Below are 19942 nucleotides of genomic sequence, written 5' to 3' on the forward strand. Positions count from 1 at the left end.
CGTCATGAAGACCTGCTCCTATTTCCCCATCCAAACCGCTGCGCCAGCGCCACGCCAGCAGATAGCCCGCACGCTGCTGACGCCGCTGATTCTGTGGGCCGGCCTGCAAGCCGCACTGGTGCCAGCGCAGGCCGCCTCCAGCGCAGCCCCAAGCTACCGCACATTAGGCATTCTCAATACAGCGCAACTGCCGGGCACTCAGCCTGGGATGCTGCTCTACAGCCAGGGCAAGCTGTATGGCAGCGTGATCAACGGCGGCAAGGACGGCAAGGCCTTTTTGCAGCGCTGGGGGCGTCTCTTCGTCGGCACGGCAGCCCCCACAGCCGCCTTTCAGACCCTTGATGCCAGCGACATCCAGGGCCAGGATCTGGGCCGCGGCACCATGCTGGAGTATGTCAGCCCTGCGACAGGTACGATTTATGGCTGGCGGCCCTATCAACGGCCACTGGACAATCAGCTGGAATGGAGCCGGCCAGAACAACGCAGCGCCATCCTGAAGTGGACACCCGGGCAACCCGCCCCTGACGTACTGGAAGTCGATAATGCGCTGGAGTTCTCGCCGAACTATCAAGTGGGCGGTATAGAACTTGGTGTTTTTGGCACCACCTGGGCAGAGGATTCCCAAGGAAATATTTACATTCCCGCATGGAACTCAGGATTATTCCAGCTGAATGCGGAACAACACATTTCTCCTATTTTCATATCGACGCAATCAGTAACCACACCCAAGGTGCCTGACGCATCGCTTCCTCCTGTCGTACCAGACCACATATGGGCCTTTCCCTTGCCGAACCCAACAATGTGCCTGGATATGGCCAACAATTACGCCCCTGTAGATTGCGCCCTGTATTTCCCACCTGCAGGCTCAATTACAGTTACCTACGAATACTGGCCCAACGGCAGCAATACTCATGCAGTCGTCCACAGCTCAGACCATGGCGGGACGCTTTATGTGCTGGTGGGCGGAGGCAACACTTATACCGCCTTCAATTCTGAAACCGTTAACGAAGCCACAAAATGGATAGGCACCTACCCCAACGCCAGCATCCCCATGGATGACTCCGCTGGCGCTGCCATCCTGGCGGTTCGCACCTCGGAACTGAACGGCACCGATGCGCCGTCAATCACTTTCCTGCAAAGCCTGGCGCGCGCACGTGATGGCCAGACAGTATTCGAATCCAGCGGATTGATAACACCTGCCCCTAATGGCATGGTCGAAGTCGGCGACTATCTTTACGGCACAACAGATAAAGTGCTTTGGCGGTACAACAAGGCCGAGGGCCCTGGCGGAACAATTGAACATGTCCATGTGTTCAATACCGCTGCGTCCGATGGCAGCATCACGGGCGACCTGAACACGAACACCTTCCGCCCCTACGGCCCCATGGTGCTGGCCAAGGATGGCTGGCTCTACGGGACGGCAGCCAATCGCGTGGCCAATGCCAGGAATACGGAAACCGGCGAACTAGACTCAGTGAAAGACTACGGCGCCATCTTCCGGGTCAAACCCAGCCACACCACGACAGAAGAGGATGACGCCAGTTTTGAAATCGTGCACCGCATGGCCATTCTGGACGGCACGCACCCAATAGGCCTGAGCAGCGGCCCCGTCACGACCCAGGCGGACGGCAGGCATATCCATACCCTGCTGGGCGCCAACCGCTGGGGGGGCTACGCACGCTCGGGCGGCGGCGACGATATCGACCCCAGCCGCTACACACCCAGCAGTGAACGCGGCGGCGGCTCCTTCTTTGCCCTGGATCTCACGATTCCGGCCATGCTGACGCTGAACCCGGCCAGCATTCAGGCCGGACAAAGCGCCGAACTCAGCTGGAGCACAAACAGCCTGAGTTGCCAGGCCCGCAGCAGCGATGGCAGTTTTAACGGCGCGCAGGGCGTGTCGGGCAAGCTGCAACTGCAGCCGGCGCAGAATGGCCGCTATACCTACGAGCTGGACTGCCGTGACGCCCAAGGCCGTGTGTATGGCGATGCCGTGAGCTTGCAGGTGGGCGACGCTAAAGAAGAAACCCCTGGCGGCACCGACAATGACGGCGACAGCGGCTCGGGCGGCGGCCCGCTGGGCTGGCCACTGGGATTGGCGCTGCTGGCGCTGCTGGCGGCACGACCGGCCATGCGGCAGGCTGGCAGGCCGTCGTCCACCCGTTGAGCTCGTATTCGGCGCGACAACGAGTGCCTGCCATAATCGGCATGCACTCGTTTGGGATCTCAGATTCAAAAAGCGTGACGTTTCCGTCACGCCTGCCCTTGGCAGACACAAGCCAGCCGCGCATGCTGTGAGGGTCGTCAACCCGCCCGCTGTTTCCCATGTTGCCAGCCATTCCCCAGCAGGCCATGTGCCGGCCTGCCCGCTCACGCCGCAGTTGCCGGCCCGGCCCAACGCGCAGTGCCGCGCAAATGCCGGTTCCGCCGTCTTCCGATAGACCGGAAGCGGCATCGGCCCTACTACCGGCAAGCTCATTGTGTGCCGACTCGGACGGCCACTGGAAAGATGCCCTGGAAACCTGGCTGCAACCCTGCACCGCACTTTTCTGGCCGGAATTCCATGATTTGATCGACTGGCGCACGGCTCCGGTTTTCATGGACAAGGAACTGCGCCGCATCGGCGGCAGTCTTTACCGCGACCGGCTCTATGTGGACATAGCTCGCGCAACTGCACACCCGGCACGGCCCGGTGCTGCTATTGATGCACACGGAAATCCAGGCACGCCTGGAACGTGATTTCCACCAACGCATGTTCCGCTATTACTGCCGCCTGGAAGCGCGGTACCCCAAACACGACATCGTGCAATTCGCTATCGTCACCAAGAGCAAGAATTCCAGAAAAATCCGTTGTTTGGAACACCGCCGTGCCCCCCTGAATGGCAATTTTCTGACCCTTTTCTATGCCGCACCAGTGATACATTTACAAGATTGGGCCGGCCAGGAAAAAGCCTTGCAGGCACAGGCCGGGCATAACCCTTTTGCGATGGTACTGCTGGCCGAACTGGAAGCGGCCAAACGCCCTACATCGGCGCGCACGCGGCTGCACAGCAAAATCCGGCTGGTGCGCCGGCTCTATCAACTGAAGTACTCGGAAACCGAGATACGGCAGCTGTTCCTGTTCATCGACCATGTCCTGCGTCTTCCCGTTGCACAGGAACTTGCATTCACCCAATCTCTGGAACGCCTGGAACAGGAGGAAAACGTGGCCTACATCTCTAGCGTCGAACGCGTCTGGCTGCATCGTGGCCTGGAACAAGGCATAGAACAGGGGCTGTCGCAAGCCCTCACTGCCCAGTTGCAGCAACGCTTCGGTTGCCTGCCCACCGACTTGCAGCAACAGCTGGACCGCGCCTCGGTGGAACAATTGCAACGTTGGCTACTGTCCGTCATGCATGCTGAATCACCACAAGCGGTGTTCAACAGCTGACAAGCCCCATGCCCTCAGCCTGATGCCCCGGTATTCACCGCAACCTCACATTTAACGCAACCGCAATAGCAGCGCGTTGCGTTCTGCGTCAGGCTCCACACGGATTGGCAGAATCAATGGCAAGGCAGCCAGCAAGGCCTTGGGGTCGTCCGCACGCAGCCGGGCAGTCAGGCGCAGCTGCCCAACCCTGGGGTCCAGGCTCTTCAATGGCCGGACCAGATAGGCATTCAGCACAGGCAAGGCTTCCAGCAGCGGCATATTATCGAAGACCAGCCAGCCGTCACGCCAGCTGTCTTCGCGCCCACCCGGTATCACGACACGCCTATCCACCGCTGGCGCCTGGCCGGTACGAACGGACAGACGGTCGCCGGCATACAGGTCTACGGTTCCGCCATCCCCCCAGGGCCAGTATCCATCCGGACGCCAGCGGACATGTCCCTGCGATACCCCCACCTGTACGCTCTCACCGCGGTCGGTGACCGTGAAAATCGTGCCGACGACCTCAACTTCGCCTATGCGCAGCGGCACAATGAATGGCCGCTGCACATCTGGCGTCACCTCGAAACGAACCCGGCCTCGTTGCAAAGCCACTTCGCGCTTGCCGGCATACATTTCCGCCAGGATTTCACTGTCGGCATCCAGATACAACTGACTGCCGTCCGGCAATTCGACAGCAAAGGATTCCGCGATCCGGGTGCGATAGCGCCGGCTGAATTCTCGCAGGGAATGCTGCCAGGCCAGTATGGCAGCGCCGCCCAGCAGGCCTGCGGCCGCCATGGCCAGGAATTTCCGGCGGCCGGGCTGCGCCAGCGTCGCGGCAAACATTAACCCTGGTTGTATTGGCCGGCGTGGCGCGGGTTCCGCGAACTGATCGCGCAAACCGGTCCCGATCTGATCAAGCATCTTCCAGCGCCGCAACGCTTCGGCATGTGCCATGGCATGGCGTTCGGAGCGGGCCACCCACAAGCGCAATTGCTGGCGCGCCGCCTGAGCTTCGTCGTCAGGCGCTACCGCTGCGGTTGCGATCAGGCGTAGCGCGTGCGCGATCATCCGTTCGGATGGCGGAGCCGGCCGCGTGCTTGCCGCACTCACGGCGCACCCCGCAATGCAGGCCGTGCAACACCAACAGGCCGCCATTCAGGGCGGCATGACCGATAGGAGCAACAGGAATTCCGCAGGGCTTTCATCTTCGGCAGACTAACACTCCGGCCCGGCCAATGCCCGCAATTCAGACAACGCGGCAGCGCAATCCAGTGTAGCCCGCACGACATGCTTGGCAACCGCTGCCTCGGTAATGGCCAGCCGTTGTGCAATTTCCGCCCTGGAATAGCCATACACACGGAACAGCACGTAAACATCACGACGCCGACCAGGCAGGCTTTCCAGCTTGGCAACGACTTTTTCCATCAACTGGCGATACATGACGATGGTCTCCGCAGAGGCCGCATGACACGGCATGGCTTCAGCCGCAACCAGGCTGGCTTCCAGGTAATCCTGTTGATGTTTGCGTTGTCTGATGAAGTCGATGACGATATTGTGCGCGGTGTGGAACAGCAGGGCCTGCGGCGATTCGATCGCCCCCGCCCCCTCGCGCATCATCTTGGCATAGACTTTCTCAAAGCTGTGCTGAGCAATGTCATCGGCAGTATGCGGATCACGCAGCTCACGCGCCAGATGCCTGCACAACTTGTTGTAGCAGGCCAGCAATTCTTCCACGACATTGTTCATCTGGTACCCACGATACGCCAGTACCGCCAGGAAAAAATTGGATGGATCGGCAGAAAATCAACAATTGCCGGCGCGCTCCGACAGTCTGGCCGCCAGCCTGAAGCAAAGTGGAACAGCGGCAAGAAGTATGATAATCATTATCATATCATGCAATGGGACATCCGATTTTGAGAGAATTCTCAAGATTGTTGCCCGCTGTCCACGCTCACTATTTTCCCCCTGAATTCCGCGCGGATCACACCCGCTATCCGCCCTGCTGTCCATGGGCCATCTCTGGACATTCAAGGCTGCGCGGCATCGCCCTCCGGCACGTAAATCATGCGCCCATCATCCAGCCTATAAGTTACGCCCGCTCGCATACCTTGACCTTCTCCGAGTTTTCCGGAAGATTCGTAACGTTGCAGTTCCTGGCCATTCTTGATGGTGATGCGCATATTGTCCTCGCCGGGATTCTCTACCACCACGACATGCTCGCTGGCATAGGGATTGAGCGGATTGCTTGCGATCACTACCATCAGAACGCCGATGACAACCAGGAATAGGTCTATCAGATTGACGACCGACAAAATGGGATCATCGGCGTCGTCGGATTCCAGAAACCGCATCGCTCAACCCTCTCCTACAGCGCCGGCAGCACTATGCGGCTTGCCGTTTTTCTCGATCTCCCGCAATTCTTCCAGCAACCAGCGGCGCCGGATCGTCAACAGAAAAAACGCGATGCTGGCGCCGGCGAGCGCCAGGATCACTGCTGCGAACGACACCACCATATTCCTTCCCACTGTCGCCGTATCGCCACTGCCCAGGGCCAGCAAGGCCGGCCCCATGGGAATCATGGTGGCAATCAGCCCCAGCATCGGCGCCACACGTGACACCATCCGCAGGCACTCCAGGCGCTTCATGATCCATAGCTCCATATCGTCCGTGGCCCATTGCTGTTCCTGTGCTTCCCAGCGCCTGCGCAACAACGACTGATGCCGGCCACGCAGGCGCGCCAGCCATTCGGCCAGGAAGCCACCCAAGGCAAACAAGGAATAAGCCAGCGCAGCAAGAATCAGCACCAGCACCGGCCACAGCAATACCCTGGAAATTTCATATAGGCCTGTTTCCAGGCTAGGCGCACCCATCATTTTTCTTCATGTCCTTTTGTCATTGCGTGAATGCCGGATCGGGTCATGCGCGGACGCTGATTGGCATGGCGGTACTGCCAGGCGCCAGCCACCAACAGCAGCAGCACTGCCAGCGCGATCGCGCCCTGCAGCAACGCGAGCTGCTGCGCGTCCGCCATGTCCGCCACAGGCTGCAGCTCCTGCCCGGTCACTGGCACCGATGGCGTTGGCTCCTGACCCTGATCCGCTTCCGGCTGTGGCATGGCCGCCTGCCCTGCCGCTGTTGCAGCAGCCTCCGATGGCGCTGCACCATCCTGCAGGCCGAAACCCGCCAGCAGGTCCGCCAGATAGTCTTGGGTTACCGCCGCGCTGGCCTGAACCTGGAAATCACGTTGCAGCGCCTGCCAGCGCTGGGCCAGCTTGCGGCGCGTGTCTGCCGGCGCGTCCCAGTATCCTTTGCGCACTGCTTCGGCCATGCGCTCCAGCATCTGCGCCTGGGCGTGCGGGTTGTCGCGCTCGAACCATTCCTGCATACCCAGTTCGCGGGTATCGGAAACATAGGTATCGAACATGGCCTGCCATTGATCCGCGCGTACCGTGGAGGCATCCATGGCTTGCCAGCCATACAGGTTGTTCGTTGCCTCGAGCACCGCCAGGGTACCGGCGTAACCCTCTTCCTGCATGCCCTTTATCCAGGCAGGGTTGAGGTAGCGCACCCGCATCTCATCAGACAGGAAACGTTGCAGGCTGGCCGTGCGCGGCTGTCCCTGGCGAAGGTCGGAAATCAGCAATTGCGGCGCGGCGCCGTCTATCTGCCGAATGGCCGCCGATAGCCCGCCCATGAATTCAAAGGGGTGGTCAGTGGACAGCACGCCATGCAAATGGGATGAACGCGACATCACCACTGCCTGCACGCCGCCCAGTTGGGTTTGCAGCACCTGGATGCCGCCACTGGCATCCCCCCAGGCAGCCGTGCCATAAGCATACTGGCTGCTCTGCATGAACTGCTGCGCCAGAGCCGACTCGTCCTCCCAGGCATCCGCGCGCAGGGTCAGATGCGGCACGCCGGTACCATAGGCGCCTGGCGCATTGCCGAAAATGCGCAGCAGCGCGCCCTGCCGCGCCTGTTCCGGCGTGACGCCGGCAGCCAGCAAACGAGCTTGCGCGGCACGGGTATTGGCAGCCACCTGGTTGCCTGGCTCGTCCAGTTGCGCCAGGCGCTCCATGGCCTCTGCCAGCAGGCGCATGAAACCGTCGAACTGATCCCGGTATACGCCGGTCACCTGCACCACCACATCCACGCGCGGCCGGCCCAGTTCATGGGCTGGAATGATTTCCAGGGCTTCCACCCGGCCACCGCGCCCCCAGACCGGCCGCAAACCCAGCGCATGCAGCACCTGGGCCTCCGTGACTCCCAGGTGGCGAATGGCTTCCGAGGACCACAGGCTGAATGCCAGCTTGCCCGGTACGGCACCCTCATGGCTGGCTGCATAAGCCTGCAGCAGCTGCGCATAGGCGGCGCCGCCTGCTTCGAAGGCCGCCGGGCTGGGAATGCGGTCCGCCTCGAAGGCATAGAGATTGCGGCCGCTGGCGATATCCGGATTGCGCAGCGGGTCTCCGCCTGCGCCCGGCAGCACGAAGCGGCCTGCCAGTCCGGCCAGCAGGGCTTCGATTTCCTGCGTATCTTCCAGTGCCCGGTCCAGCTGGCGCGCACGCGTCACCTGTTCCTGCAATGCGGGTTCCGGGCCGGGCGCCGCTGCCGGCCCGTCATCCTGCACCGGCGCACGCAAATGGGTTTGCAGAAAACGGTAGGGCAGCGACTGCTGCAAGGTATCCATCCCGGTCGCCACCGATGCGGCGACTGCCTGCTGCGGTAGTTCTCCTGTCAGCGCATCATCCTGCCGGCTTTGCTGCCCGTTTGCCGCAGCGCCGACGGCAGCAGCAACACCTGGAACATGCCCTTGCGCCAGCCATTCGTCATCCTGCAGGCCCAGCGCACGATAGAAGGGCTCACCCAATTGCTGCATCACGGTCATCAGGCGATGCTCCGGCTCGGCCGGCTCGCCGAACGTATGCAGGCCCAGCGGCATGGCCGCGCGTGCCAGCTCGTGCAGGTGATCATGCAGTTCCTGCACAAAATCCTCGAAATGCAACCGCGCCCGGTTTTCATCCCAGCCCAGGTCTGCCACCATGTGGTTGGCCTCGGCAGCGGCCAGCACTTTGTCGCGGGCCACCGCCTGCGCAGCCCCTTCATCGAGTTGCTGGTATTCGTGGATCAGCTGGTGCAGGTCCGACAGGGTGTCGTACAAACCGGCGGGGGCGAACGGTGGCGTCTGGTGACTGATGATGACGGCGCGGCCTCTGCGCCGGGCCTGCATGGCTTCGCCGACGTTATCCTGCAAATAGGGATAAAACACCGGCACGTCACCCACCGCCAGAAAAGGGAAGTCCGTCGCTGCCAGCCCCCTGTCCTTGCCGGGCAGCCATTCCTGCGTGCCATGCGTTCCCATGTGGATGATGGCGTGCACGCCCAGCCGCTCACGCAGATACAGATAGGCGGCCAGATAGAGATGGTCCGGCGCACTGGCCGTATCATGGTAATGCTGGCCCATTTCCGCCGCGCGCGGCATCTGCGGCATGACCGTGAGATTGCCCAGCTGCAGGCGCGGGATGATGAATGCCGGTTCGCCCGCCACCATGCGCACGGACCAATGCTTGCCAGGATCACCCCAATGCCGCAGCGCCTGACGCTGCGCGGTTGGCAGGCGGCGCAGCCATTGCCGGTAGGCATGTACCGGATAGCTGTCTGCCAGGCCTTGCTGCAGCAAGGTTTCCAGCGGTACCTGGCGGTACAGGGCGCCCAGCATCTGCTGCGCCTGCTCGATCAGCTCGGTTTCACCCGGTACTGTCACCTGATATCCCGCTGCATTCAGGCCGCGCGCCAGCGCCGCCACGCTGCGCGGCAGGTTCAGGTGCGACGCTGCGAGGTTTTTCTCGCCCTGGGGATAGTTCCAGAACAGCAAAGCCAGCTTCTTGCCGGCTGCCGGCAACTGCCGCAGCGCCACCAGGCCCTGCAGTTTGCCGATCAGGGCATCAGCCTGTTCTGGCAGCAAACGCTGCTCCCCCTGTACCGAGGCCCGCAAAACAATGGGGTCCATCATGCCCCAACCTTCCGGGCCCGCCAGGAAAATCGCCAGCGTGCGCGGCGGCATGCCACTGGCAGCGTGCGCCCAGTCGGCCTCGCCAGGTTCCTGGCGAAAAGTGGTGGTCTGCAAGACGGGAATATCCAGCGCCCGGAAATCTGCGCTGCGCGCCTTGCCATCCTGCAAATGCCCCAGATTCACCAGCGCATCCACTCGCCCCTGCCCCAGTACCTCCGGCAAGGTTTCGTGCTCGGCATCAAACCAGAATATGACGGGCACCATGCCGGCAGCTTCGGTTTTGCTGGCCAGCACATCCAGCGCATCGGTCTGCAGATCGCCCAGCGCGCCGGCATGCGTCAGGAAAGCCACCACGCCGCTGCCCGGTTGCCAGCGGGCCTTGCCCCAGGCCAGATACGCCTCCAGCGTCGAAAATACCCCGGGGGCCGCAGGATGATAAAACCCGGTGCCTGCCGGTGCCTGCGCAGCAGGGAAAGCACTGGTATCACCGCCCGCCAAGGCTGCCCTGACATAGCCGAAGAAATGCTCAAAATTGGCAGCGCCGCCCGCGGCATAATAGGCCGCCAGGCGCCGCGCCGCGCCCGCATCCAGACCACTCTGCCCCGGCGCCCCGCCCCCTACGGCCAGCCAGCGCCGTCCCGGCGTATGCAAGGCCTCGCCCAGCGAGGCCTCCACTTGCGCACGGTCTGCCGGCCTGGGGACATCCAGCACCACCAGATCGGCATTCGCCAGCCAGTTGGCGGCAGTCCCTGTGGCGTACTCAACATTGACATGTTCCAGCTGGACGCCGGCCGCTGCCGCCAGAGGAAGCATGCGTTCGAACTTGCCGTTGGGCACAAAGCTGTTGCTGAATACGCGCACCATGGGGCGAGCTGCTGCGGCCTCTGCGCCATCCCCTGCCGCCGGTTGCGGCATGCCATGCCCAATCACACCGCCTTGAACAACTTCGTGGCCGGCCCCCGGCTGGCTGGCCCGGGCCTGTCCGGCCAGGCCGCCCAGGCTGACTGCCAACAAACACAGCAACGCCAGGAGCCAAGCATCCAGACCATTTCTCATGCGGCCCGCGCAAAAACAAGCAATTTCAAGCCCGCTTTCAAACCCTATGTCGGGCCGTCTTTCAAGCCCACTTTCACGTCCGATTCCATGGCTGATTCCGCAACCGGCGTGACATCCTGAGCCACGCCCCATCCGGCTCCCAATGTATTTCGTCCAGGCAGGCATGCGTTCAGAACCTCGCATTCATACCCAGGTAGTAGCGCCGCCCCTCATCAGCCAGGGAATAGCTCGTCGCGTCTTCGGCGGCCAGCCTGCGGTCACCCAGGTTTTCCACACCCGCCTGCAAGGTGAGATAACGGTTGATGGCGTAATCTGCGTACAGCGACAACAAGGCATAGCCCGGACGTTCGGTGCGTGGCGTGCTGCCCGAGTTGTACTGTCGTCCAACGATTTCCGCGCGCAACCGCGCAGTCCAGGCCGGCAGCGGCGACCAGGCCAGCGTCGCGCCACCGCTGTGCCTTGGCCGGTCTGCCAGGGTCTCGCCAGTTTCCCGGTTCTTCGGGTCCAGCCACATGTAGTTGGCATCCAGGCGCATTTGCCACGGCAGGTCCACGCCTCCCCCCAGTTCCAGGCCGCGGATACGCGCCTTGGCGACATTCTGGTAGTACAGGCAGGTCAGCCCCTTGATATCGCAACTGGCGGCACGCTGGGTTTCGATCAGGTTTTTGACATCGTTCTGGAATACCATGGCATTGGCATTCCAGCCGCCGCCGTCATAGTCCAGTCCGGCCTCGAAGGACACCGCCGTTTCCGGCTGCAAGTCCGGATTGCCACGAATGATGCCGCGCCCACCCATGGCTGCGCGCGACTCATATTCGGGCGAAAGCTGCTTGAGCGTCGGTGCCTTGAAGCCTTTGCCGATCCCCCCCTTGAATGTCAGCGCGTCATTGAAGTGGTACAGCACGTACGCACGCGGGCTGGCCTCACGGCCGAACTCCTCGTGCCAATCCAGGCGCCCGCCCAGCACCAGTTCCCATTGCCGATTCAAGCGCCACTCATCCTGCAGCAATGCAGCGTAGTGCTGCATGGAAAGACGACCCGCACGATTGACGGTCGGGTCCTCGAGTTTCTCGCGACGCGCCGTGCCACCCAGGGTCAGGGTATGCCCAGCCCAGGGGACCAGTTTGAGGCTGGCGTCGGCCACGGTATCGACAAACCGGTTGGGGCCGGTTGCCGTGCCGCCGTCGCTGCGCCAGTTTTCCCGGTACAGGGTGGAGCGATAAAGTTTGACGTCGCTGCTGCCCCAGCTCCAATCGCCGCGGTACGCCGCAGAATAGTGCCGCCGCCGCACGGTATCGTCGGATTCATAACTGGCTGCCGTCGTGCCACGCACGCCGTCGCGCTCCTCATTGCCCGCACCAGCCGTGACGTCAATACGTTGCCGCCCGTCCGGCGTCCAGCTCAAGGCTGCGTTGCCACTGCGTGCGACATTCCTGTCCAACAGGCTCAAACCGGGATTGCTGCCATCCTCCAGCGCATTGCGGCGCAGGTACTCCCCCCAGACACTCAGGCCCAGCACATCCTTTACCAGCGGGCCGCCCGCATACAGGCCTGTCTTGAACTGGGCGCCGCCCGTGTCGTGGGCAGGCTTCACGTAATAGGATGACAGGGAACCCTGCCATTCATCGGTCGCGGTCCGGGTGATGACATTCACCACGCCGCCCAAGGCTTCCGATCCATACAGCGACGATAAGGGGCCGCGCACCACCTCCACCCGTTCAATCGCCTCGGTCGGCACCCAGCCCAGCTCGTAATCCGAATGGGAAATCCCGGAAGACGAAGCGCTGATACGCTTGCCATCCACCAGGAACAAGGTATGTGCGGCATCCATGCCACGGATGGAAATTGCCCGCCTCCCCAGCCCCGCGCTCTGGATATTGATACCTTCCGTGCCGCGCAGGGCATCGGCCAGATCCAGCACCGGCCGCTCGCGCAGTGCCGCGCCCTGCACGACGCTAACGCTGGCTGGCACATCGGCCAGATTGCGCTCCCCGGCAGTCGCCGTCACAACCACCGGCTGCAAGGCCGCCACCTGCGGCGCGGCAGCAGGCCGTAGCGGCACTGCCTGCGCATGCGCCTGGGCGCACAATAAGGACAGCACGGCCGCCAGGGGCAACATGCGCCAGACAGGTGCTCCCCAACCACCCAGCCCTGTGCGGCTCTCGCCGCCTCCGCCTGTCACACTGGCATGCGCCAGGAATCGTTCGCTGCCCTCTGGCAGCGGATCGGGCAGGAAATTGCGGCAAAACATGGAAACCCCGTCAGGCATGCTCAGGCCGCCCGGATAGCGGCCCGCAAAAACTGGAATGATATATCAAATCAAATAAATTGAAATGATATATCAAAACATATGGCAGCGTGACGTCAAAAGATGCCAAATCGCAGAGCCTGGCCCCCAGGGCACAAGCCCTGGATGGACGAAAGCCGTCAACCCAAGTGGCCCCGTCCCCTTGGAATTGCTCACTAAGTGAGCAAAATTCCGGCGAAATTCTGTCGCGAAGAACAAAAATCCGTCTTTTATAGAAAAAACACAGAAAAGACTTGCGCACATCGAAAAAAATAGGTTATATTTAATTCTTCAGACGCGGGGTGGAGCAGTCTGGCAGCTCGTCGGGCTCATAACCCGAAGGTCGTAGGTTCAAATCCTGCCCCCGCAACCAAATACAGAAATGCCCTGATGCTTACGCATCAGGGCATTTTTATTTTCAAAAACGGTTAACCGGAATAAGCACGGCGCGGGATAAGCACGACGGTTCTAGCCGCCCCTGCTGACGCAAACCTCCGTCACCGGCGACAGTGAGTCGTCGATTCATCCCCGCATATTCATCCCCGCATACGCGAGGAACACCCGGGCGGTCAAGGCGTGTTCCAGAACACTCCCCGCCTGACAATATCCCCGCCACCTCTCCTTCCTCCAGGCGATGTCCGGGATGGAGATAGTTCCCAGATGAATAGAGAACGGCATTCATGCCCGCGTCTGAGAAAAACGGCAAGAACCAGGGCAAGGTACAGACAATACGCTGCCCGCCAGGCAGGCACCAGGCTACTCCGTTAGCCAACGGCTCCAGGCCAATTGACCAAGGCCGATCTTGCGCGCCGATTGCAGGTGATGGATAGTAATCTTCCGAACTTCCGCCTTGCTGGCTTCGATATGCGTGCGCAACAAGCACTTGGCCGCGTCCCCCCGTCGCGCTAGTATGGCCTGCAAAATTGCAGCATGCTCGGCATAGGTCGCCGCCACCCGGTTCTGCTTGGTGAAATCCAGGCGTCGCACGATGCTGATCTTGTCGGTCACATCCCTATGCATGGCCCCCAGTTCCTGGTTGCCGGTCGCCTCCACCAGCCTGCAATGGAATTCCTCGTCCAGCAAGGCGACCTCACGGCTGGCCGGCAAACGCTGCTCCGGCGTCACGCTCCAGATGCTGTCAAGTTCCTGCAGCAGGCTATTGGTGCCCAGGCTTGGCTGCTGGCACAGACGTTCCACCGCGGCCAGTTCCAGAATGATGCGCACATCGTAGAGCTGTTCGAAACGGTCGAAGTCGAACGGGCACACCTGCCAGCCATGGCGCTGGCTGACACGCACGAAGCCTTCCCGGGCCAGTTGTTGCAAGGCCTGCCGCACAGGCGTGCGGCTCACCCCAAGCGCGCTGACCACATCGGATTCGGTGAAGTGATCACCAGGCAGCAGCGCCAGATCGAACAGTCCGGCTTTCACATGCTCGTACACCTGTTCGGCCAGACTGGGCGCCAACGAGGCGTCCTGGTGCATTTTCAGCTGCAAGCGCAGCCCCTGTGACGCCGCCATCTGCTCACCTCTCCGCCACCAGCCGTTCCGACAGCACCAGCAATGCGTCGCCGCTGTCCACTGGCCTGCCTGACTGGCAGAAAATCTCATCGACCACGCCAGCGACGGGCGCTGCCACATGGATCTCCATCTTCATGGCCTCCACGATGACCAGCGTGTCACCGGCCTGCACGATCTGACCCGCCTCCACCTGGATTTTCCAGATGTTGCCGGACAAATCGGCTTCGACCAGCACTTGTCCTTCTTCCAGTACGATTTCTGCAGTTTCCGCCGCTGGCGGCTCGATCGCGGCGATGTCCTCTTCCTGCCACAGGGCCACTTCATTGCGGAAGGCTTTGGCCTGATGCGCCTGGAAGGCGGCGATATCTTCCTGGTTGTCCTCCAGGAAGCGACGGTACTCGGCATAGTCGAAGATTTCCTCTTCAATCCGCACCATCGCCCGGCCTTCACGGAAATCCTCCCGGAAACGATTCAGCTCGGCCTCTTCCACCGGGTAGAAACGCACCTGATCGAAGAAACGCAACAGCCACGGCTCGCCAGCATGAAATACCGGGTTCTTCAGGAATTTGTTCCAGATCGGTACCGTGCGCCCCACCAGCTGATACCCGCCAGGAGAATCCATGCCATAAATGCACATATAGACCCCGCCGATGCCTACCGTACCTTCCGCCGTGAAGGTGCGCGCCGGGTTGTACTTGGACGTCAGCAGGCGGTGGCGCGGGTCCAGCGGCACCGCGCAAGGCGCCCCCAGGTACACGTCGCCCAGGCCCATCACCAGATAGCTGGTATCAAAGAAAATGCGCCGGACATCCTCGCGCTCCTTCAGTCCGTTGATGCGCTGGATGAAGTCCACATTGTTGGGCAGCCAGGGAGCCTTGGCCTTCACGGTTTCGCGGTAACGTTCGACGGCACCCAGGGTGGCGCTGTCTTCCCAGGCCACCGGCAGATACACCACGCGCGTCGGCACTTTGACAGTATTGACGTCAGGCAGCAAGGCTTCGATCGCGAGCAAGCGCCGCACCAGTTCTCCCTGGGCGATCACCAGCCCGTCATAGCGCACCTGCAAGGAGCGCACCCCTGGCGACAGTTCCCGCACGCCATCAATCGGCTGCACCTTTAAGTATTGCATCAGCAGATGGATGCGCAGCCGAGAAGATATATGCAGTTCGTTTTCCCCGTACTCAAGCAGCAGGTAGCTATCGCCCGCCTGGCGATAGGTAATCAAGGGCTGATGCCCCTGGGCCGGCACGCAGGCCACGATGGTAGAGGCCAGTGCTGCCGCCTGACGCACCGGCAGGCTGGCAATGCCTTCCTGCGGCGCCCTGAGCGTCGCCACCGCTTCTTCCTGGCGTAGCAGCAGCGTCACGGACTGCTCGTAGCTGAGGGGATGAAATCGGATGGTATCGCCAGGCTTGACCTGCCCGACTTTCCACAACTCTGCCCTGGCAATGGTGACGGGGCAGACAAAGCCGCCCAGGCTGGGGCCGTCGCGCGTCAGGATGATCGGCGTGTCGCCAGAGAAATTGATGCTGCCCAGGGCGTATTCGCAATCATGCACATTGGACGGATGCAGACCAGCCTCACCGCCGTCACTGCGGGCCCAGACCGGCTTGGGGCCAACCAGACGGATGCCCAGGCGGTTGGAGTTGTAGTGCACCTGCCAATCCGTGCCGAAGAACATGTCCAGCGCTTCGGGCTTGAGAAAATCCGGCGCACCATGCGGGCCATACAGCACGCCAATATCCCAATGACTGCGATACACCGGTACCAATTGGGCCTCCAGACGCTGTGGCGGCCCCACAGGCGCCGGTGTCGAGCAGGCCGGCAATTCAGGCTGGGACACGGCCAGCATATCGCCGCTGCGCAACACCCGGCCCGCGTGTCCGCCAAACTGTCCCAGCGCAAAAGTGGAACGGCTGCCAAGATAAAGCGGCACATCCAGGCCATTGCGTACTGCCACATAGGTCCGGCAGCCCGACAGCACCTTGCCCAGCCGCAGCACCTGCCCCGCTTTGACTTCAAAGGCATGCCACATGGGGCAGGCATCGCCATCCAGCGTCGCTGGGGTATTCGCGCCCGTCAGCGCTATGACCCCATCACAATGAAAGCGCAGTACCGGGCCGTTGAGCGTGCATTCCAGACCTGCGGCCTCGTCAGCATTGCCCACCAGGCGGTTGGCGATGCGGAAAGCGAAGTCATCCATCGGGCCGGAAGGCGGCACGCCGATATCCCAATAGCCTTCGCGGCCCGGCCAATCCTGCACGCTGGTGGCCGTGCCCGCTTCCAGCACCTCAATCACGTGCGGCCGAAAGTCGAAACTGCCCAGAAACTGGGTCGTGGCACGCCCGGCCTGGAATACCTCGGAGGCAATGATCTGGCGCAGGTAGTCCAGATTACTGGCAATGCCATGCAAACGCGTCTGCGCCAGCGCCTGCTGCATGCGTGCCAGCGCTGCGCCGCGATCCTTGCCATGCACGATGATCTTGGCCAGCATCGGGTCGTAGAATGGGGCCACTTCTGTACCGGTTTCGACCCAGCCATCCACGCGGGCATCCTGCGGAAATGCGACATCGGTGATCGTGCCCGGCGAGGGCAGGAAATTCTTCTGCGGGTCTTCCGCATACAGGCGCACCTCTATCGCCGCGCCTTGCGGTACGCGACGCAGGGCTTCCCAGTCCAGGGCATCGCCAGCTGCCACACGCAGCATACACTCCACCAGATCCAGGCCAGTCACCGCTTCGGTCACAGGGTGCTCTACTTGCAGACGGGTATTGACCTCCAGGAAATAAAACTCGTCGCGGGCGCTGTCATAGACGAATTCCACCGTGCCCGCGCTGCGATACTGCACTGACTCCCCCAGCAGCGTGGCCGCCTTGAGCAGCGCTTCCCGCGTCGCCGCAGGCAGGTTGGGTGCCGGCGTCTCTTCGATCACCTTCTGGTTGCGGCGCTGCACGGAACAATCGCGCTCGCCCAGCGCGGCCACCTGCCCCAATCCATCACCGAATATCTGCACTTCCACATGGCGGGCGTTATCGACAAAACGCTCCAGGAACACGCCCCCGTCACGGAAAAACGTCTCGCCCAGGCGCTGCACACTCTCATAGGCGCGCGCCAGATCTTCGGCATCGTTGCAGCGTGTCAGGCCAATCCCGCCGCCTCCCGCCGTGGTCTTGAGCATCACGGGATAACCTATGCGCTCGGCCGCTTGCACGGCCTCTTCCAGGCTTTGCAGCAAACCCGTGCCCGGCGTCATGGGTACCCCTGCAGCCGCTGCCAGTTCCCGCGCCCGATGCTTCAGGCCGAATGCTTCTATCTGCTGCGCCGTCGGGCCAATGAACACAATGCCTGCGGCTTCGCACAGGCCGCTGAACTCGGTACTCTCGGACAGAAAGCCATAACCGGGAAACACTGCTTGCGCGCCGGTGCGGCGGCAAGCCTCCAGCACTTTGGCGATATCCAGGTAGCTCTCTGCTGGTTTATCGCCCCCCAGGGCAATGGCTTCGTCAGCCAATTGAACATGCGCGGCATTGCGATCGGCATCGGAATAAATGGCGACGCTGAGTACACCCAGTTTCTTGAGCGTTCGGATGGCACGGACAGCGATTTCGCCGCGATTGGCGATCAGGACTTTGGTAAACATGAAAAACTCCCCCGGGTTCAGCGGCTTTGCAAGTAGGCGCGCCAGCCGCCAAAAGCAGTAATGTCGGTCGCACCGTCCAGCGCGGCAGGCTCGCAAATGAAGCCTTTGACCACCCGGCCATCGGCCAGCATGACGTTGCCTATGCCCAAAGGCTGCGGCACCTCGGCCACGAACTCGCCAAAGGCATGCGGCGTCAACGCCCACAGTTCCAGCACAATGGCGTCGCCCTGGCCTGGCGCATATTTGAGGCCAGGCTTGGGAGGAACCGTGCCAGGCAGCGCATACAGCCGGTAGTCGCCTGCTGCGGTCTGCGTCTCTTCCAGGAAACGCGCCTGACGGCTGGTCAGCTGGTGATTCAAGGGCATGCCGCGCAGGTGCGCGCCCACGACAGCCAGAATGATTTCGCCTTCGTCCTCCAGCCAGGCAGCTGGGCTGTCCGGTCGCGGTACAGGCTGCGCCACCACGCCAGGCGCACCCGGCAGGACACCAGCCTGGGCTTGCCAGCGCCTGCCGAAATCTGCCAAGGCCCAGTCATGCCAGGCGGGTGCAATCAAGGTAATGCCCGCGGGCAGACCGTCCTGACGCAGGCCAGCAGGCAAAGCCAGCGCGCTCAGGTCGGCCAGATTGGTGAAATTGGTATAGATACCCAATTCCGAGTTGCGGCGTACCGGCTCCTGGCACAACTGCTCAATGGTGTAGATCGAAGGCGTGCTGGGAACCACCAATGCGTCGAAGCCGGCCAGGCTGTCCTGGATACGCCGTGCCAGGTCCGCCCGGCGGTACTCGGCGCGAAAGGCATCGGCCGCCGAATAATTCCCCGCCTGCCCCACGATGCCTGCGACCACCGGGTCCAATGCAGACGGCTCTTGAGCCAACAAAGCCGCAACGGTCACGAAGCGCTCCGCGACCCATGGCCCCTGGTACAACAGCCCGGCCAATTCCGAAAAGGGGGAAAAATCAATTTCTTCCAGCACTGCCCCCATTTGCTGCAGCTGCTGCCGTGCTTCGGCAAAGTTCGACCGAGCCTGTTCATCGCCAAAGAATTCGAGATGATCTGGCACCGCCAGGCGCGGCACAGCCGGAAACCGCACTGGCGCGGTGACAGGACGCTGGCGCGCGTAGCCATCGGCAGCGTCATAGCCGGCCATGCTGCGCATCACCAGCGCCGCGTCTTCTACCGTCAAGGCAAAAGTACTGATGCAGTCCAGGGTACGGCAGGCAGGCACCAGGCCGGTGTTGCCCACCCAGCCCTTGGTCGGCTTGAAGCCAACAATGTTGTTGAATGCGGCCGGCACACGTCCGGAACCCGCCGTATCGGTTCCCAGCGCGAACGGCACCAGGCCGCGTGCCACCACACTCGCAGAACCGGAACTCGAACCGCCGCTGATGTAGGCAGGATCGAAACTGTTGGGCACGACGCCAAAGGGGGAACGCGTCCCCACCAGGCCGGTGGCAAATTGATCCAGGTTTGTCTTGCCCACCAGAATCGCGCCCGCCGCCTTCAGGCGAGCCACGGCAAAGGCATCCTGCCGGGCTAGATAGGCGAATGCCGGGCAAGCGGCAGTCGTCATCCAGCCTGCCGCATCAATGTTGTCCTTGACGGCAAACGGTACGCCATACAAAGGCAGGCGGCTGCGGTCACCGCCAGCCGCCTGCAGCAATGCTGCCAGCGTCTGTAACTGCTGTGCCAACTGCTCTGCCGAAGCCTTCGCAATCCAGGCGGCATCGCCCGCCGTCAGGGCGGCCAGCAACTGCGTCAATAATTCGCTGGCATCCGCATTCTGTTCGATATAGGCATGCCGCCACTGCGCCAGGGTCCAGCCACGGGAAGGAAATGAGGATGTGCAGGAAATCATGCTGTGGAATCCTTATTGGTATACAAGCAAGCATCACCCAGCAATATCCGTGCCATCACACTCGTACGCAGCTATCCGATATCCCCATAAGACACTGATAAATATGAAAATCCGATACTGAAAAAGAGGTCGCACACGCAGTTTCCCTGGCGGTTCGCCA

Annotated in this window: 11 protein-coding genes and 1 tRNA gene; 3 read left to right on the forward strand and 9 right to left on the reverse strand. The window is 61.9% G+C overall.

Annotated features, from left to right (window positions below; all coding sequences use genetic code 11):
- The first annotated feature begins 4 nt into the window (after window positions 1-4).
- Window positions 5-2167: a hypothetical protein gene (locus tag ACEW7X_RS12390; protein ID WP_257740337.1), complete on the forward strand. Its 2163-nt coding sequence runs from the start codon at window positions 5-7 to the stop codon at window positions 2165-2167.
- Window positions 2168-2704: 537 nt separating this feature from the next.
- Window positions 2705-3430, forward strand: coding sequence for a hypothetical protein (locus ACEW7X_RS12395; protein ID WP_420177272.1), 726 nt, complete (start codon window positions 2705-2707; stop codon window positions 3428-3430).
- A 51-nt stretch (window positions 3431-3481) separates the two neighbouring features.
- Here ACEW7X_RS12395 and ACEW7X_RS12400 read toward each other — a convergent pair whose 3' ends face one another.
- The 6 genes from ACEW7X_RS12400 to ACEW7X_RS12425 form a co-directional block, all read right to left on the reverse strand.
- Window positions 3482-4522, reverse strand: a complete 1041-nt coding sequence (locus ACEW7X_RS12400; protein WP_167731902.1) for a FecR family protein — start codon at window positions 4520-4522, stop codon at window positions 3482-3484.
- Window positions 4523-4627: 105 nt separating this feature from the next.
- Window positions 4628-5158 carry an RNA polymerase sigma factor gene (locus ACEW7X_RS12405; protein WP_068366342.1) on the reverse strand — a complete coding sequence of 177 codons (531 nt, stop codon included), beginning with the start codon at window positions 5156-5158 and terminating at the stop codon, window positions 4628-4630.
- 281 nt (window positions 5159-5439) lie between these two features.
- Window positions 5440-5763 carry a DUF2149 domain-containing protein gene (locus ACEW7X_RS12410; RefSeq protein WP_068366344.1) on the reverse strand — a complete coding sequence of 108 codons (324 nt, stop codon included), beginning with the start codon at window positions 5761-5763 and terminating at the stop codon, window positions 5440-5442.
- Window positions 5764-5766: 3 nt separating this feature from the next.
- Window positions 5767-6285 carry a MotA/TolQ/ExbB proton channel family protein gene (locus ACEW7X_RS12415; protein ID WP_068366349.1) on the reverse strand — a complete coding sequence of 173 codons (519 nt, stop codon included), beginning with the start codon at window positions 6283-6285 and terminating at the stop codon, window positions 5767-5769.
- Window positions 6282-10439, reverse strand: a complete 4158-nt coding sequence (locus ACEW7X_RS12420; protein WP_420177273.1) for a cobaltochelatase subunit CobN — start codon at window positions 10437-10439, stop codon at window positions 6282-6284. The genes ACEW7X_RS12415 and ACEW7X_RS12420 overlap by 4 nt, the downstream gene beginning before the upstream one ends.
- Before the next feature lie 211 nt (window positions 10440-10650).
- Window positions 10651-12732, reverse strand: a complete 2082-nt coding sequence (locus ACEW7X_RS12425) for a TonB-dependent receptor domain-containing protein (protein WP_202969511.1) — start codon at window positions 12730-12732, stop codon at window positions 10651-10653.
- 332 nt (window positions 12733-13064) lie between these two features.
- On the opposite strand from ACEW7X_RS12425, the gene ACEW7X_RS12430 reads away from it, so the two are divergent.
- A tRNA-Met gene (locus ACEW7X_RS12430) sits at window positions 13065-13141 on the forward strand.
- A gap of 383 nt (window positions 13142-13524) precedes the next feature.
- Here ACEW7X_RS12430 and ACEW7X_RS12435 read toward each other — a convergent pair.
- Genes ACEW7X_RS12435 through atzF form a run of 3 tightly spaced genes read right to left on the reverse strand, consistent with a single transcriptional unit; the run spans window position 13525 to window position 19782 of the window.
- Window positions 13525-14286, reverse strand: a complete 762-nt coding sequence (locus tag ACEW7X_RS12435; protein WP_153044036.1) for a GntR family transcriptional regulator — start codon at window positions 14284-14286, stop codon at window positions 13525-13527.
- Between the two features lie 4 nt (window positions 14287-14290).
- The gene (gene uca / locus ACEW7X_RS12440; protein ID WP_257740332.1) at window positions 14291-17926 is read right to left on the reverse strand and encodes an urea carboxylase; all 3636 of its coding nucleotides are present in this window, start codon (window positions 17924-17926) and stop codon (window positions 14291-14293) included.
- Window positions 17927-17943: 17 nt separating this feature from the next.
- A complete protein-coding gene (atzF, locus tag ACEW7X_RS12445; protein ID WP_420177274.1) occupies window positions 17944-19782 on the reverse strand; it encodes an allophanate hydrolase in 1839 nt (612 codons plus the stop codon).
- Between the last annotated feature and the right edge of the window lie 160 nt (window positions 19783-19942).

This window comes from Kerstersia gyiorum, from assembly GCF_048595715.1.
Lineage (GTDB): Bacteria > Pseudomonadota > Gammaproteobacteria > Burkholderiales > Burkholderiaceae_B > Kerstersia > Kerstersia gyiorum.